The sequence below is a fragment of the Halomonas sp. NyZ770 genome (assembly GCF_020616575.1).
GTDB lineage: Bacteria > Pseudomonadota > Gammaproteobacteria > Pseudomonadales > Halomonadaceae > Vreelandella > Vreelandella hamiltonii.
In genome coordinates, this window is sequence record NZ_CP085143.1 from 3312364 (window position 1) to 3327386 (window position 15023).

At 60.2% G+C, this 15023-nt stretch carries 15 protein-coding genes; 10 read left to right on the forward strand and 5 right to left on the reverse strand.

Annotated elements, in window-relative coordinates:
* The first annotated feature begins 3 nt into the window (after positions 1-3).
* The 7 genes from LG409_RS15300 to LG409_RS15330 all read left to right on the forward strand — a co-directional run bounded on the left by LG409_RS15300 (position 4) and on the right by LG409_RS15330 (position 7737).
* Positions 4-912 (forward strand): ABC transporter permease, encoded by a 909-nt coding sequence (locus LG409_RS15300; RefSeq protein ID WP_227407047.1) that lies wholly within the window; start codon positions 4-6, stop codon positions 910-912.
* Positions 905-1915 carry an ABC transporter ATP-binding protein gene (locus LG409_RS15305; protein ID WP_039180475.1) on the forward strand — a complete coding sequence of 337 codons (1011 nt, stop codon included), beginning with the start codon at positions 905-907 and terminating at the stop codon, positions 1913-1915. Before LG409_RS15300 ends, LG409_RS15305 begins: the two co-directional genes overlap by 8 nt.
* Complete coding sequence (locus tag LG409_RS15310; protein ID WP_227407048.1) at positions 1912-2931, forward strand: ABC transporter ATP-binding protein; 1020 nt, start codon at positions 1912-1914, stop codon at positions 2929-2931. The genes LG409_RS15305 and LG409_RS15310 overlap by 4 nt, the downstream gene beginning before the upstream one ends.
* A gap of 13 nt (positions 2932-2944) precedes the next feature.
* Positions 2945-4366 (forward strand): M20 family metallopeptidase, encoded by a 1422-nt coding sequence (locus LG409_RS15315; RefSeq protein WP_227407049.1) that lies wholly within the window; start codon positions 2945-2947, stop codon positions 4364-4366.
* The gene (locus LG409_RS15320; protein ID WP_227407050.1) at positions 4351-5556 is read left to right on the forward strand and encodes a M20 family metallopeptidase; all 1206 of its coding nucleotides are present in this window, start codon (positions 4351-4353) and stop codon (positions 5554-5556) included. The genes LG409_RS15315 and LG409_RS15320 overlap by 16 nt, the downstream gene beginning before the upstream one ends.
* 46 nt (positions 5557-5602) lie before the next feature.
* Complete coding sequence (sodC, locus tag LG409_RS15325; protein ID WP_227407051.1) at positions 5603-6136, forward strand: superoxide dismutase family protein; 534 nt, start codon at positions 5603-5605, stop codon at positions 6134-6136.
* 128 nt (positions 6137-6264) lie between these two features.
* Positions 6265-7737, forward strand: a complete 1473-nt coding sequence (locus LG409_RS15330; RefSeq protein ID WP_227407052.1) for a carbon starvation CstA family protein — start codon at positions 6265-6267, stop codon at positions 7735-7737.
* A gap of 97 nt (positions 7738-7834) precedes the next feature.
* On the opposite strand, the gene bfr is transcribed toward LG409_RS15330, so the two are convergent.
* The 5 genes from bfr to lptF all read right to left on the reverse strand — a co-directional run bounded on the left by bfr (position 7835) and on the right by lptF (position 11545).
* Positions 7835-8320: a bacterioferritin gene (gene bfr, locus LG409_RS15335; RefSeq protein WP_016914994.1), complete on the reverse strand. Its 486-nt coding sequence runs from the start codon at positions 8318-8320 to the stop codon at positions 7835-7837.
* A gap of 170 nt (positions 8321-8490) precedes the next feature.
* Entirely contained in the window at positions 8491-8697 is a 207-nt protein-coding gene (locus LG409_RS15340) for a (2Fe-2S)-binding protein (RefSeq protein ID WP_016914996.1), read from the reverse strand.
* 178 nt (positions 8698-8875) lie between these two features.
* Positions 8876-9361 (reverse strand): RDD family protein, encoded by a 486-nt coding sequence (locus tag LG409_RS15345; RefSeq protein WP_039180489.1) that lies wholly within the window; start codon positions 9359-9361, stop codon positions 8876-8878.
* Positions 9362-9386: 25 nt separating this feature from the next.
* Positions 9387-10466: an LPS export ABC transporter permease LptG gene (lptG, locus tag LG409_RS15350; RefSeq protein WP_446719084.1), complete on the reverse strand. Its 1080-nt coding sequence runs from the start codon at positions 10464-10466 to the stop codon at positions 9387-9389.
* Positions 10466-11545 (reverse strand): LPS export ABC transporter permease LptF, encoded by a 1080-nt coding sequence (gene lptF, locus LG409_RS15355; protein ID WP_084123716.1) that lies wholly within the window; start codon positions 11543-11545, stop codon positions 10466-10468. Before lptF ends, lptG begins: the two co-directional genes overlap by 1 nt.
* Before the next feature lie 148 nt (positions 11546-11693).
* Here lptF and LG409_RS15360 point away from each other — a divergent pair, with 148 nt between their 5' ends.
* From LG409_RS15360 to LG409_RS15370, 3 genes are all read left to right on the forward strand, one after another.
* Positions 11694-13214, forward strand: coding sequence for a leucyl aminopeptidase (locus LG409_RS15360; protein ID WP_227407053.1), 1521 nt, complete (start codon positions 11694-11696; stop codon positions 13212-13214).
* Between the two features lie 151 nt (positions 13215-13365).
* A complete protein-coding gene (locus LG409_RS15365; protein WP_227407054.1) occupies positions 13366-14487 on the forward strand; it encodes a branched-chain amino acid aminotransferase in 1122 nt (373 codons plus the stop codon).
* Between the two features lie 70 nt (positions 14488-14557).
* Positions 14558-14989, forward strand: a complete 432-nt coding sequence (locus tag LG409_RS15370) for a DNA polymerase III subunit chi (protein WP_039175280.1) — start codon at positions 14558-14560, stop codon at positions 14987-14989.
* Positions 14990-15023 lie beyond the last annotated feature (34 nt).

Sequence of the window (15023 nt, forward strand, 5' to 3'; positions counted from 1 at the left end):
ACCATGGCACAGATCCTTTCCCCACAGCTGGCGTCAGAGCCGCACTTGGTGGCTACCTGGCAGTCTCGCCTGTTACGCAGCATGCTAAAAAACCGCAGTTTAGCCATTGGGCTGTTGATCATTACCTCGCTCTGCATGGTGGCACTGCTGGCCCCCTGGCTAGCCCCCCACGATCCCTATTTGCAGAACACCGCGAATCGTATGGTGCCCCCTGTTTGGCACGACAACGGCAGCTGGACACACCCCTTGGGCACCGACCGACTCGGCCGCGACTATCTTAGCCGGTTGATTTTTGGCACCCGCATTTCACTGTTCATCGGCATCGTGGTCGCACTGATTTCCGGTTTGATTGGCACCACCTTGGGCGTGTTGGCTGGCTACTTTGGTGGCCGTGTGGATGCAGTGGTCAGCTACCTGCTCACCACGCGACTGGCGATGCCGGTGGTACTGGTGGCGCTGGCCATGGCCTCGCTGATTGGTGGATCGATGCTCACCGTCACGCTACTGCTGGGGCTGCTGCTTTGGGATCGTTTTGCGGTGGTTGCCCGTTCGGCCACGTTGCAGCTGCGCGATGCGGAGTATGTGCAAGCCGCCCGCGCGTTGGGCTGCCCACTTCCCTACATTCTGCTACGCGAAGTGCTGCCCAATATCGCCGGAGCCCTCATCGTGGTGGCTACCCTGGAAGTCGCCAACGCCATTTTGCTCGAAGCGACGCTGTCATTTCTGGGCATGGGCGTGCAACCACCCTCGCCCTCCTGGGGGCTGATGATCGCCGAAGGCAAAGCCTATATGTTCTTCCAACCATGGGTCATTGCCATCCCCGGCAGCGCACTCTTCATTCTTGTGCTGGCGATTAATTTGCTGGGTGACGGCCTGCGCGACATGACTACCTCGGGAGGCCGCCATGAGTAATCTGTTAACAGTGAAACAGCTGCGTGTTGATTTACCGGTCGCCAAGGGCACCCTTCACGCCGTGCGGGGTATCGACTTTCACGTCGAGCGCGGTGAAATGCTCTGCCTGGTGGGCGAGTCGGGGTGCGGTAAATCGATGACCTCGCTGGCCTTGATGGGCCTGCTACCGCGCAAAGCGCAAATCAGCGCCGACTGCCTCGACTTCGACGGCATTGATTTGATCAATATGACGGAGCGTGAGCGCAGCAATTTACGAGGAGCCCGCATGGCGATGATTTTTCAGGAGCCCATGACAGCGCTCAATCCTGCTTACACCCTGGGCAACCAGCTATGCGAGGCGCTGCGCCGTCACCAGCGGGTATCACGCAAAGCCGCCCAAGACCGTGCGATTTATTTATTAGAGCGCGTGGGAATCAGCGCTGCCGCCGAACGCATGCACCAATATCCCCATCAGCTCTCGGGTGGGTTGCGTCAGCGGGTGATGATCGCCATGGCGTTAATGTGCGAGCCCGACCTGATTATCGCCGATGAGCCCACCACCGCCCTGGACGTGACGATTCAGGCGCAAATTCTCCACCTGCTACGCGACCTTCAACAGGAGTTTGGCACTGCGGTTATTTTCATCACCCACGACCTGGGTGTTGTCGCCCGCATCGCCGACCGGGTCGCGGTGATGTATGCCGGTGAAGTGATTGAAACGGCTTCCGCCCAAGCGCTCTTCGAGGCCCCCAGCCACCCCTATACGCAGGGGTTGTTGCGCAGTATACCGGCGCCAGGCAAAACACCGCCCGGCAGCCGCCTCAAGGCCATTCCTGGCGTGGTGCCCAGCCTTGTCGGCAAAGTCGAGGGCTGCGCCTTCTGCAATCGCTGCGACAAAGCTGACCCGATGTGCCACACCGCGCCCTCTTTCCACAAGATTGCTAGCGGTCACGCCGCCCGCTGCCATTTTGCACACTCCTTGGCCAGCGCCACCTCATCAAACGCGCCGGAGGTAGTGTCATGAATAGTCCCGCGCTCTCGACCCCTGCCATTTTCACCAATGTACTTTCCACCAGTGCCAGTGCCCCCCATGCCCTTGAACTCTGTTCGCTGTCAAAGACCTTCACGCTCGGCGGTGGCATGTTGCGCCAGGGGCGAACCTTACAGGCAGTGAATGAGGTGTCGCTACGCGTTCCCCGCAGACAGGTGATGGGGCTGGTGGGGGAATCAGGCTGTGGTAAAAGCACCTTGGCCAAAATGCTGCTGGGGCTCACCAAGCCGAGCGGAGGCGATGTGCTGATCAACGGCAAGGCGATTGTAAACGCAAACCAAAAAGCACTCGCCCGCCATATTCAGCCGATTTTTCAAGACCCCTACTCATCGCTGAACCCACGCCAACGTATTGCCCAGATCGTCGGTTTGCCGCTACGCATTCACGCCATTGGTACCCCCAAGGAGCAGGCGGCCAAAGTGGACGAGATGCTCGACATGGTCGGGCTGCCCAAGCGCGCTGCCCAGCAATACCCAGGGCAAATGTCTGGCGGCCAGCGCCAGCGGGTGGCCATTGCCCGGGCACTGATCATGCGCCCGGATCTGGTGATTTGTGACGAACCCACTTCCGCCCTGGATGTGTCGGTTCAGGCCCAGATCCTCAACTTGCTCCTCGACCTGAAAGATGAGTTTGGCCTTACCTACCTGTTTATCAGCCATGACCTTGCCGTGGTCGAACATTTGGCCGACCGGCTCGCGGTGATGTATCTGGGCCGAATAGTGGAAGAAGGCACCCGCGAGCAAATTTTCACTTCTCCCCGCCACCCCTATACCCAAGCGCTGCTCGCATCAGCACTAACCCCAGAGCCAGGCTTGGGCGTGCCGGACATTGGCTTGGGCGCGGGCCAACCCGACCCCAGCCGTCCGCCCTCTGGCTGTGCCTTTCACCCACGCTGCCCCATGGCGCAGCCGACGTGTGGCCAGCAAGCGCCAACCCTGAGTGCCATTGCCCAGAAAAACCAGGCGCGTGTCGCCTGCCACTTTGCCTGAAGAAGGAATGCTCATGACACGCCAACACGCCCTAGACAATGCTAAAGCCTATTTTGACAGCGGAGCGTTTTATCATCAGCTCGCGCCGCGGATCGCCGTTCGCAGTGAAAGCCAAGAGCCCAACCGGCTTGAAGAGCTGCACGATTACCTCACCGAACACATCATTCCCGACATCGAGCAGCTCGGTTTTAGCTGGGAAATCATCGATAACCCTGTCGCCGGTTTTGGGCCCTTCTTACTGGCGGAGCGAGTGGAGCCAGAAGCGACCTTCAGCGTCTTGACCTACGGCCACGGTGATGTCATCCGCGGCTATGATGATCAGTGGGCGGAAGGCCTTTCGCCCTGGAAAATCACCCAACAAGGGGATCGCTGGTATGGCCGCGGCACGGCGGATAATAAAGGCCAGCACACCATCAATCTGGCCGCACTGGGCTGCGTGTTAAAAGCCCGAAATGGGCGCTTGGGCTATAACGTCAAAATAGTCCTGGAAATGGGTGAAGAGACGGGCTCACCCGGCTTGAAAGAGGTCTGCCACCGCTACCGTGACCGCCTCGCCGCCGATGTGTTTATTGGCTCGGACGGGCCGCGTTTAAATGCCGATTCACCGACGCTGTTTTTAGGCTCACGGGGGTCGTTCAACTTTGACCTTAAACTGCAGGCCCGTGAAGGCGCTCACCACTCGGGCAACTGGGGCGGCGTACTCAAGAACCCTGCCGTACGGTTAACCAATGCGATTGCCACATTGGTAGACGCCAATGGAGTGATCCAGATTGAAGGGTTACGCCCAGCGCCAATACCCGACGCCGTGCGCCAAGCGCTTGCCTTGCTTGAGGTAGGCGTCGGCGACAATGCCCCAGCCATCGATACCGGCTGGGGCGAGCCTGGGTTATCTCCCGCCGAGCGGCTGTTTGGATGGAACACGTTAGAGGTTCTTGCCATGAAGGCAGGCAACCCGGACGCCCCCGCCAATGCGATTCCACCCCACGCCTACGCCCACTGTCAGTTGCGCTATGTGGTGGGCAGCGACCAGGATAACTTTCTGGCCCATTTGCGCCGCCACCTTGACCAGCATGGTTTTGACGATATTGATGTCAGTGCTGCGCGTATGTCGCAAATGAATGCTACGCGGCTTGATCCTGAAGACCCCTGGGTGAGCTGGGCATTAACATCGATGCAGCTATCGACCAATAAAACGCCCACACTACTGCCTAACCTGGGCGGGTCATTGCCTAACGACGTATTTGCCGAGACGCTTGGCTTACCCACTCTATGGGTTCCCCACTCCTACCCTTCCTGTTCGCAACACGCCCCAGACGAACATCTGTTGGGTAGCATTGCCTCAGAAGCGCTTATATTGATGGCGGGGTTATTCTGGGATTTGGGTGCCCAAGGTGCAGAGATTCATAAGGAGCGAGCGTCATGCAAGAGCTGCTGATACAACAGGCGTGCGATTGGCTAGAGGGACAACAGCAGGCGATGATTGACTGCCTGGAGGCCCTGGTCAATATCGACTCCAACAGCTACGACAAATCCGGTAACGATGCGGTGGCCAACCTGATCACCCAGTGGCTTGAGCAGGATGGCATCACGGTCACACGCCACTCGCGCCCTGACTCAGGGGATATTTTAGAAGCACAGCTGGGGGGAACTGACCAAGGCCATGCGCTGTTAATGGGCCATCGGGATACGGTTTTCCCCACCGGCACCGTGGCGAGCCGAGGTTATACCCAGCAAGGCAACCTCGGCTTTGGCCCTGGTGTGGCCGATATGAAAAGCGGCCTAGTGATGAACTGCTTTGTGCTACGCGCGCTTAGCCGCCTACCCCACTGCCCACTGCCCGTGCGTGCCCTGTTTACCGCCGATGAGGAGATAGGCTCGCCAGATGGGAGGTCGTTCATCGAGGCCGCCGCCCAGGGAGCACGGGCCGTCTTGAACGTCGAGCCTGGGCGCGTCAGCGGCAATGTGGTCACTGGCCGAAAAGGAGGCGCTGGTTTTTTGATCAAGATCACCGGCAAAGCCGCCCACTCCGGCGTGAGCCATGCCGATGGCGCCAACGCCATCGAAGCACTGGCTCAAAAAATCATCAAGCTGCACGCCTTGACCGATTACGAGGCAGGCATTACTACCAATGTGGGCACCATCACCGGCGGCGTATCACGCAATACCGTGGCTCCTTTTGCGTCTGCCGAGTTGGATATCCGCTTTGTCACCACCGCTCAGCGTGACCAGCTTTATCAAGCCATTGAAGCGATCATCGCCGAATCCGAGATTCCCGGTACGATGGCCACCCTTGAGCAGACATCGGAGTTCTACCCGCTTGAAGAGCGTATGAGCAGCGAACTGTTTGCTCTTTACCAGGCTCAGGCTAACAACGTTGGCTTTGCTGTTGATGGTGAATTTACCGGCGGCTGTTCCGATGCAGGCTGGACGGCCAGCCTGGGCGTTCCCACCCTGTGTGGTCTCGGGCCGGTTGGCGCGAAAATGCATACTGATGAGGAGTACTGCTTACTCGACACGCTGGTGCCTCGCACCCAAGCACTAACCGCTACACTATTGAATTTAAAAGATATTAAAACTCCCCATGGGCGTCAGGCTGGCAAAGTCCCCCTTAGCCAGCTACCTTGAATGGGCAAGGCTCTACACTCTTTCCAAGGATTCGGGAGAACATCACATGCGCTATTCATTACCGCTGACCGGTATCGCTGCGGCCCTGCTGTTGGCAGGCGCGGCACAGGCCAATGAAGCATTGGACGTCGAGATACACAAGGTGAGCGCTGAAGGTATCGAAGAGTCGATTGGTGCCATCGCCATCGAGCATACCGATCACGGCGTGCTCTTCACGCCCTCCTTGAGTGACCTGGAGCCAGGTGTTTATGGCTTTCACATGCATGAAAATGCCAGCTGCGACCCGGCTGAAAACGAAGATGGCGAGATGACCGCAGCGCAAGCGGCTGGTGGCCACCACGACCCCGAAGAGACCGACACCCACCAGGGCCCCTATGGCGATGGCCACCTGGGTGATTTGCCGGTGCTGACCGTCAATGAGGACGGAGAAGCCACCCTGCCGGTGCTGGCACCGCGCCTGAGCATGGAAGACGTGCTGGGTCGCAGCCTGATCATTCATGAAGGCGGCGACACCTACGATGACGAACCTCACCTGGGCGGCGGCGGTGCTCGCATGGCGTGTGGCGTGATCAGCTCGTAATTCCACTAAAGTCGTCAACCACTAAAGTTGTAAGGCATGACCTGACAGGTCTCTGTACATTCCTTCCGGCTAAATAAGCGTGGCCCATCAAGGGCCACGCACTCCCCCAGACCTGTTGAGTGCTTTACATGATTACCTTCATTCTCTCGATACTGCTGCTGATCGTGGGTTACTTTACCTACGGAAAGTTCGTCGAGCGCGTGTTTGTCGCTGATCGTAAGCGCCAGACTCCCGCTTTCAGCATGCGCGACGACATCGACTACGTGCCGATGAATACGACGCGCAACTCCTTGATCCAGCTGCTTAACATTGCAGGCGTAGGCCCTATTTTCGGCCCGATCCTGGGAGCGCTGTACGGCCCGGTGGCGTTCGTCTGGATCGTCATTGGCTGTATTTTCGCCGGTGCCGTTCACGACTACCTGACCGGCATGATCTCGATTCGCAATCACGGCGCGCACTTGCCCCAACTGGCTGGCAAGTTTCTGGGCAAAGCCATGAAGCACGTGGTCAACGGCTTTGCCATTTTGCTGCTGTTGCTGGTGGGTACGGTGTTCGTGACGTCGCCCGCTGCCCTGCTGGCCAACATGACCTCTTTCTCGGTCACGCTGATCATCCTGGCCATCTTTGCCTATTACCTGGTGGCCACGCTGCTGCCCATCGACAAGGTGATTGGCCGTATCTACCCCTACTTTGGAGCGCTGCTGCTGTTCAGCGCCGCCGGTATCGGTATCGGCCTGATAGTCACTGGTGCGCCCATCCCCGAACTCTCTTTCCAGAACATGCACCCGGACAATGCGCCCATTTTCCCGCTGCTGTTTCTGACCATTTCCTGTGGTGCGCTTTCCGGCTTTCATGCCACCCAGACACCGATCATCTCGCGGACCACTGAAAACGAAACCAACGGCCGCAAGATCTTCTACGGCATGATGATTGCCGAAGGCGTGATTGCCATGATCTGGGCCGCCGCCGCCATGAGCCTGTTCTACGGCGACCAGACCCTGTCCGACGTGCTGGCGTCCGGTGGCCCGGCCGCCGTGGTCAGCGAAGTCTCTACCACCATGCTGGGCGCCGTCGGTGGCACACTGGCGGTACTGGGTGTCATCGTGCTGCCCATCACGTCCGGCGACACCGCTTTCCGCAGTGCGCGCATGATCATTGCCGACTATCTGAAAGTGGGCCAGAAACCGATCGCCAAGCGCATCATGATCGCGCTGCCGCTGTTCGTGGCCTCTTATGCGCTCACCCACATGGACTTCACGCTGCTGTGGCGCTACTTCTCCTGGGCCAACCAGACCACCGCCGTCATCGCCCTGTGGACTGCGACGATGTACCTGGTACTCTCACGCAAGCCCTACCTGATCACCTCCATCCCGGCGGTCTTCATGACCATGGCAACGTTCACCTACCTCGCCTACGCCCCCATTGGCTTCAACCTGCCGCTGCAGGTCAGCTACGTAGTTGCCGCGTGCGGTACGCTGGTGTGCATCGCGCTGTTCATGAAGCGGGTACGTCGCCTGAGCCGGACGACCTTCAGCGTCGATGAACCCGTTCTCGAGGCCCCAGCGAATCCGGAGGGCCAGCTGGCGCCTCAGGGCCAGTGACCCGCCATTCATTCCGAAGCGCATAAAAAACGGGCAGCCCCTTGGGGCTGCCCGTTTTGGTTGGCGGGGCGATGCAGTGCATGCCCGGCTTGACGCGTTACTCTTCGTCGGTCGCCAGCGCCATGTGCTTTTGCAGATAGTTCTGAATACCGACCTGCTCGATCAGCTTCAGCTGAGTTTCGATGTGGTCGATGTGACCCTCTTCATCGGCCAGCAGGTCGCGCAGCAGGTCGCGGGTCACGTAATCCTTGACGCTTTCGCAGTAGGTGATGGCTTCGATGTAGTCGTTGCGGCCATCGTGCTCGATCTTGAGATCGGCTTCCAGCATTTCCTTGACGTTCTCGCCGATGTGCAGCTTGCCGAGGTCTTGCAGGTTGGGGATGCCTTCCAGGAACAGGATGCGCTCGATCAGCTTGTCAGCGTGCTGCATCTCTTCGATGGACTCGTCGTACTCCCACTTGGCCAGGGTTTTCAGACCCCAATCCTTGTACATCTTGGCGTGCAGGAAGTACTGGTTGATGGCGACCAGTTCGTTGCCGAGTGCGATGTTGAGATGCTGAATGACCTTCGGATCACCTTTCATGCCGTCACCTTCTTTTAGCGTACAGTGCTGTTGATTACAGCTGCGTCAAACAAGGAGTATAGGCCATAAAAAGGCTTACTCCCAACGTTGTCGGGAGTATAGGCGGGCACACAAAAAATTCAAGGAAATCAGCTATTTGCTAAATATAAAACCAACAAGAATGATTCGCGTCATACAGCGTAAGCGAGACTCATGTCGGCTTCGGCGCGGGCCACCTGAACCGCTTCTCGGGTCAGCGACTTGGCATAGCAGGCGCATTTGCCACACTGCGTGCCGCAGCCGGTGGCTTCACGCACTTCTCGCCAGCTGCGCGCTCCGTCGCTCACTTGCTGGCGAATCTGATGGTCGGTTACTCCTTTGCACACGCATACGTACATGGCGGCACCTCATAAAGGACATGAGGCGAATGTAAATGATTCGCATACATCTTTTCAAGTAGAAAACACTACTCTTTAGTAGCGATTCTTCTTGAGGCTCTGCTAATGGATAGCTAACCGATTGACGAAAAGCTATTTTTCATCCTTTTCGTCGCTCGAATTTTTTCATTATTTTTTATCACTTCTTGGGCAGCACCACGGTTTCCGTGCGCGATACGATGTCGGGCCAGCTTCTGCGCTGCCGGTCGAACAGCACCCACCAATAGCCCAGCCCCAAGGCTGCCAGCGACACCCAGGCCACCGCACAGCGAATCAGGCCCTGCTGCAAGGAGATGGCGTGCCCGTCCAGCGTTTGCACGCGAAGCCGCCAGGCCTGCATCCCCAGCGTCATGCCGCCACGTCGCCAGGCATAAACGAAAAACAGCGTCACGAAGAACACCAGCATCAGTCGCAAGCTCCAGATGTCCAGCGCCGTCGTGCCGATTTCATCTGCCGTCTGGCCCAGTACGAAACGAAAGAACGCCAGATGGGCGACGGTGGCCGCAATCCAGATGGCCAGCACCAGAAAGCCGTCGTAAATCATGGCGCCCAGACGACGTCCCAGCCCCGCAGGCCACACGCTGTCTAACTGGGTGAAGCGTCTTGTATGGGTCACTCTTTCCATCCTCTTTTCAATGCATATGCCCCGCTCAACCGTTACGGCGCAGGAAGTAGATGCCCACCGCCGCACAGGCCAGGGTAGGCACCAGAACGGCCCAGACCGGCGAAAACCCGAACAGCGTGGAGGCTGGGGCCAGCAGGTCCTGTACGTACTTGAACAGCAGCCCGGTAACCACGCCATAGAAGACCCGCGTCCCCGCCGCCACGGTACGTAGCGGGCCAAACACGAAGGACGCCGCGATCAGCACCAGCGAGCCCATGGTGAGCGGCAGCAGCACCTTCTGCCAGAAGTAGAGCAGCGGCTGGTCCGCCTGTAGCCCTTGGCTCTTGAGGAATTGGGCATAGGCCCAGAGTTCGCTGGGTGCCTGGCTCTGGATATCGCGCAGCAAGCGTTCCAGCTGCGTCGGCGTCAGATCCGTGTCCCAAGCAGTCGTTTGCTGGTAATCCGATTCGGTCCGAGCATCGTATATTCGAGTCGTGGTGACCTCTTCCAGCACCCACGCGCCCTCTTCCCAGTGCGCGCGCTGCGCATGGGTCGCTTCCACCAGCCGCCGTTCGTCGAAGCGGTAACGGGTCAAATCCAGCACCACGTTGTCGGCACGGATGGCGCCAAAACGGTAAACGCTGTCGCCTTCGAACTGCCAGCCGCTGCGACTGGTCAGCATCGCGCCTTCGCCCTGGCGCTGCTCCAGCCGCCAGGCTTCGGCGTACTGTTCGGTGCGCGGAGTCACGAACTCGGCCACCAGCAGCACCACGACGACGACCAGCAGCACCGGTTTCATGACGCCCCATACGATACGCGCCAGCGAGCGACCCGCTGCCCGCATCACGGTCAGCTCGTTACTGGAGGCCATGCTGCCCAGGCCAATCAGCGCGCCAATCAGCACCGCCACTGGCGCATACTGATAGAACCGCCAGGGCAGGCGCATGATCAGGTACAACAGCACATCCAGAGCGGTGTAGTCGCCCTGGGTGTCGCTCAAGTCACCGATGTAGGCAATCGTGATGTCCAGCCCCAGCAAGACACACTGCACGACGATAATGGCCGCCAGCACGTTGCGGGCGATATAGCGATCCAGGCGGTCAGCCCCCATCAACCCATTCAGCATTAGCGCATTCCTTTCCGTTGCGAGTGCCACAGCAGCAAACAGCCCAGCCCCAGGAACAGGCCATGCACCGGCCATACGCCGATAGCCGCAGGCAGCGAGCCACCGCCGATGGCATCCACCGCCGCCAGCAGCAGGCTCAGATACGCGACATACAGAAACACCGCAGGCAGCAGCTTGGCAAAGCGCCCCTGGCGCGGGTTCACCCGAGAGAGCGGCTGTGCCAGCAGGGCCAGCACGAAGACCATCAGCGGCAGGCCTACTCGCCACTGAAACTGCGCCTGGGCGCGGGGGCTGGCGTCGTTCCAAAGCTCAAGGGTACTGGCATACTCAAGAGAATCCAGTTCCTGACGGTCTCGACTCAAACCCAGCCGCAGGGTATAGCGTTCGAAGGTCAGACGTTCGGCATTCAGAAGTCCTGGGGTGACGCCGTAGCGCTCACCGTTTTCCAGCACCAGGAAGCGACTGCCTGTCTCGACGCTGGTTTCCTGGTAGCCCGACCCGGCCCGGGTCACGTAGCTGTGCGGCTGTTCGGCCCCTGGTCGCGCCTGTTCGTGCACCAGCACTTCCTGCATCTGTCGGCCATCGCTGCTGAAATCGGTGATGTACGCGGTACGCCCACCGCCAAAATCCTGAAAACGTCCGGGGGCCAGTACCGAGACGTCCAGGCGGCTACGCTGCTCTTCCAGCGTGGCTTCGGTTTGCAAGGCCCCGGCAGGCGTCAGCCACAGGCTGCACAGCCCCACCAGCACGGCCACCACGGAAGCGGGCAGCAGCGTCACCCGCAGCAGCCGGGTCGGGCTCATGCCACAGGCCACCATGACGGTGATTTCACTGTTCATGTAGAGCTGGCCATACGCCAGCAGAATGCCGAGGAAAAACGACAGCGGCAGAATCAGCTCCATGAACCCAGGCAGATGGAACACCATCAGGCTGCCCAGAATCGTCACGGGAAAATCGCCCTCGGCCGCATCCGAGAAATAGCGGATGAACCGGCTACCCATGATCACCAGCAGCAGAATGCCTGCCACCGCAGACATGGTCAGTAATACTTCACGAGTTAAGTACCGAAATAATATCAACGTACTCTCCGGCTAGCGGTGCAGGTTGCCATGCAATGCGCCCGTGGCTTGGGTACACTATTCATTGAACTGGATACACTGATCACACTGGTCGTAAATGACGGGGCATTATCCCGAATCACTCGTTGCTTGTCTTGTTGGAGACGTCATGGAATTTTCCGTTCAGACCGCAAACCCAGCCAAAGCCGAAACGGCTTGCCTCGTTCTGCCTGTCTACAAGGATAGCGACTTACTCCCCGCTGTCGCCAAACTCGACGATGCCAGCGAGCGGCTGATCGGCCAACTGCTGAGCCGCGGTGACTTCGACGCCGCCCTGGGCAATGTGCAGATGATTCCCTTTGCGCCGGGGCTCGGCGCCGAGCGCCTGCTGCTGGTCGGGCTGGGAGAGCGCGGCAAATGCCAGGAAGCCGCTTTCCTCAAGGCACTGGATGCGGCCATGACAGCGCTGGTCAAGCTACCCATCGATGAAGCCAGCGCCACCTTCACCGACGTGCCGCTGGAAGGCCGCGATGCCAGCTGGAAAGCGCGCAAGACCCTCGAAGCTGCCGAGCGTGCCCTCTACCGCTTCGATCACTTCAAGTTCGCGCCCGCCAAACCGCCCACCCTGGCCAAGCTTCACCTGATCGTGACGGACGCCGCCGAAGGCCTGCTGGCCAAACAAGGCGCCGCGCTGGGCTGTGCGATTGGGCAAGGCATCAACTTCACTCGCACCTTGGGCAACCTGCCCGGCAACGTCTGCACGCCCCGCTACCTAGCCGAACAGGCCGAAGCGCTGGGGCGCGATTCACAAGGTGCGCTGGCCGTCGACATCCTGGACGAGGAAGCGCTGGAAGCGCTGGGCGCTCACTCGCTACTTTCCGTGGGTCGCGGCAGCCGCGAACCCTCGCGCCTGATCGTGATGAAGTATCAAGGCGCCGAGGATGCCGACGAAGCGCCCCACGTGCTGATCGGCAAAGGCATTACCTTCGATACCGGCGGCATCTCGCTCAAGCCCGGCGAAGGCATGGACGAGATGAAGTTCGACATGGGCGGCGCCGCCAGCGTGTTCGGCACCGTCAAGGCCGTGCTGGCCATCAAGCCCAAGCTCAATGCGGTGTTCATCATCGCTGCGGCCGAAAACATGCCCGACGGCGCTGCCACCAAGCCGGGCGATATCATCAAGACCCTGAAGGGCTTGAGCGTCGAAGTGCTCAACACCGACGCCGAGGGCCGGCTGGTGCTGTGCGATGCACTCACCTACGCCGAGCGTTTCACGCCGGCCAGCGTCGTGGATATCGCCACGCTGACCGGTGCCTGCATCGTTGCCCTGGGCCATCACGCCACCGGCCTGCTGGCCAATGACGACGACCTGGCCCTCGACCTGCTGGACGCCGGTGAAACCGCTTGGGACCGCGCCTGGCACCTGCCGCTGTGGGACGAGTACCAAGAGCAGCTGGACTCCAACTTTGCCGACCTGGCCAACATTGGTGGCCGCCCAGCGGGCACCATCACGGCGGCCTGCTTCCTGTCGCGCTTCGCCGACCACTTCCCCTGGGCGCACCTGGACATCGCGGGCACAGCCTGGCACTCCGGCAAGCAGAAAGGCGCCACGGGTCGCCCGGTGGGTCTGCTGACCCAGTACCTGCTGGACCGTGAAGCCGACGCCCAAGTGGAAAACAGCGGCGACTGACGCCAAAACAGGCCAACAATGGTTGCCTTTCCGTAGCGCAACCGTTAAACCTGACAGCATAAGCGTGTGCCGGGGCTACCTCGGCACACGCGATACCCCATACAACGCTTTTACGCCCTTCGGGGCCTGGCTCTAGCGGAGAGAACACGCCGTGCCCACAGCTTCAGATGCTCAGTTCGACTCACGTTTTGAAACGCTGCCCTCCAACCAGCCGGTGGCCGATGCGATTCGTGACAATATTCTGCAAAACCCAGGGTTCGGTAAGCACTTCACCGACCACATGGCCCACGTGCGCTGGACCATCGATGCCGACTGGCACGGCCATCAGGTGCGCCCCTACGGCCCGCTGACCCTGGACCCTGCCGCCTCTGTGCTGCACTACGGCCAGGAAATCTTCGAAGGCATCAAGGCGTACTGTCACGCGGATGGCTCGGTGTGGACCTTCCGTCCCGAGAAGAACGCCGAGCGTTTCCGCCGCAGTGCTCGCCGCCTGGCCCTGCCGGAACTCTCCGATGAAGACTTCCTCGGCTCGCTGAAAGCGCTGCTGGCCCAGGATCACGTCTGGGTACCCACCCCCGCCAACGACGCCGACGAGTGCAGCCTCTACCTGCGTCCGTTCATGATCGCTTCGGAAGCGTTCCTGGGCGTGCGTCCGGCCCACGAAGTCGATTACTACGTGATTGCGTCGCCCGCGGCGGCCTACTTCAAAGGCGGCATCGAGCCGGTCTCCATCTGGCTCTCTTCCCACTACAAGCGCGCGGCCCCCGGCGGCACCGGCTTTGCCAAGTGTGGCGGCAACTACGCGGCCTCCCTGGCAGCTCAAAAAGAAGCGGCTGCCAATGGCTGTAGCCAGGTGGCGTTTCTGGATGCGGCCGAGAACAAGTGGATCGAAGAGCTGGGCGGCATGAACCTGTTCTTCGTTTACAAGGATGGCCGCATCGTCACACCGCGCCTGACCGACACCATTCTCGAAGGCGTGACCCGCAACTCTATCCTGACCCTGGCCAAGGATGCGGGCCTGACGCCCGAAGAGCGCGCCATCAGCATCGACGAATGGCGCGAAGGCGCGGCCTCCGGCGAGATCACCGAAGTCTTTGCTTGTGGCACCGCCGCCGTGATCACGCCAGTGGGGGAACTGGTGACCGAAAACGAGCGTATCCGCCTGCAGGGTGACGGCAACAACGAAGTAGCCAAGCGCATCCGCAAGACGCTGCTCGACCTTCAGTATGGCCGCAGCGAAGACAAGTACGGCTGGCTGACCCGCCTGGTCTAATCACACCGGGCTTTGCCCCCCGGCCGCTGCTCGGCCGGGGGGAGCACCGCCAGACTGCTGGAGCCATCCGATGGCGCGTATCGATTTCTATATTCTTCCCGACACCACCCTCGACGCCCGCCTGCAGTTCGCCTGTAAACTGGCAGAGACCATCCATCGCAAAGGCTACCGCCTGCACCTGCACTGCGAAGACAAGGCGCTGGCCGAGCAGGCCGACGACGCCCTGTGGCACTTTCGCGACGACGCCTACCTGCCCCATGCGCTGGAAGACAGCGAGCTGGCAGCCAGCGTGCCCATCACTCTGGGCTGGCAGCGGTTGCCGGTGCCCACGGAAGCGACCGCGCTACTTAATCTGCACCCTGAGATCCCCGAGGGTTTCGAGCACTACGCCCGAGTCGCGGAAATCATCAACCAGCACCAGCAGGTGCTGCTGGCCAAGCGCGCCTGCTGGCAGCGCTACAAGGAGCTGGGGCACGAGGTGGTGCCGCACAAATTAGGCTGAGGGCCAGGCGCTCCGAGCAACTCACCCCCTGCCG

What these genes read in the sequence shown, in the direction of transcription:
- LG409_RS15300 (WP_227407047.1), top strand. Translation starts at nt 4, where the DNA reads ATGGCACAGATCCTTTCCCCACAGCTGGCGTCAGAGCCGCACTTGGTG.
- LG409_RS15305 (WP_039180475.1), top strand. Translation starts at nt 905, where the DNA reads ATGAGTAATCTGTTAACAGTGAAACAGCTGCGTGTTGATTTACCGGTC.
- LG409_RS15310 (WP_227407048.1), top strand. Translation starts at nt 1,912, where the DNA reads ATGAATAGTCCCGCGCTCTCGACCCCTGCCATTTTCACCAATGTACTT.
- LG409_RS15315 (WP_227407049.1), top strand. Translation starts at nt 2,945, where the DNA reads ATGACACGCCAACACGCCCTAGACAATGCTAAAGCCTATTTTGACAGC.
- LG409_RS15320 (WP_227407050.1), top strand. Translation starts at nt 4,351, where the DNA reads ATGCAAGAGCTGCTGATACAACAGGCGTGCGATTGGCTAGAGGGACAA.
- sodC (WP_227407051.1), top strand. Translation starts at nt 5,603, where the DNA reads ATGCGCTATTCATTACCGCTGACCGGTATCGCTGCGGCCCTGCTGTTG.
- LG409_RS15330 (WP_227407052.1), top strand. Translation starts at nt 6,265, where the DNA reads ATGATTACCTTCATTCTCTCGATACTGCTGCTGATCGTGGGTTACTTT.
- bfr (WP_016914994.1), bottom strand. Translation starts at nt 8,320, where the DNA reads ATGAAAGGTGATCCGAAGGTCATTCAGCATCTCAACATCGCACTCGGC.
- LG409_RS15340 (WP_016914996.1), bottom strand. Translation starts at nt 8,697, where the DNA reads ATGTACGTATGCGTGTGCAAAGGAGTAACCGACCATCAGATTCGCCAG.
- LG409_RS15345 (WP_039180489.1), bottom strand. Translation starts at nt 9,361, where the DNA reads ATGGAAAGAGTGACCCATACAAGACGCTTCACCCAGTTAGACAGCGTG.
- lptG (WP_446719084.1), bottom strand. Translation starts at nt 10,466, where the DNA reads ATGCTGAATGGGTTGATGGGGGCTGACCGCCTGGATCGCTATATCGCC.
- LG409_RS15360 (WP_227407053.1), top strand. Translation starts at nt 11,694, where the DNA reads ATGGAATTTTCCGTTCAGACCGCAAACCCAGCCAAAGCCGAAACGGCT.
- LG409_RS15370 (WP_039175280.1), top strand. Translation starts at nt 14,558, where the DNA reads ATGGCGCGTATCGATTTCTATATTCTTCCCGACACCACCCTCGACGCC.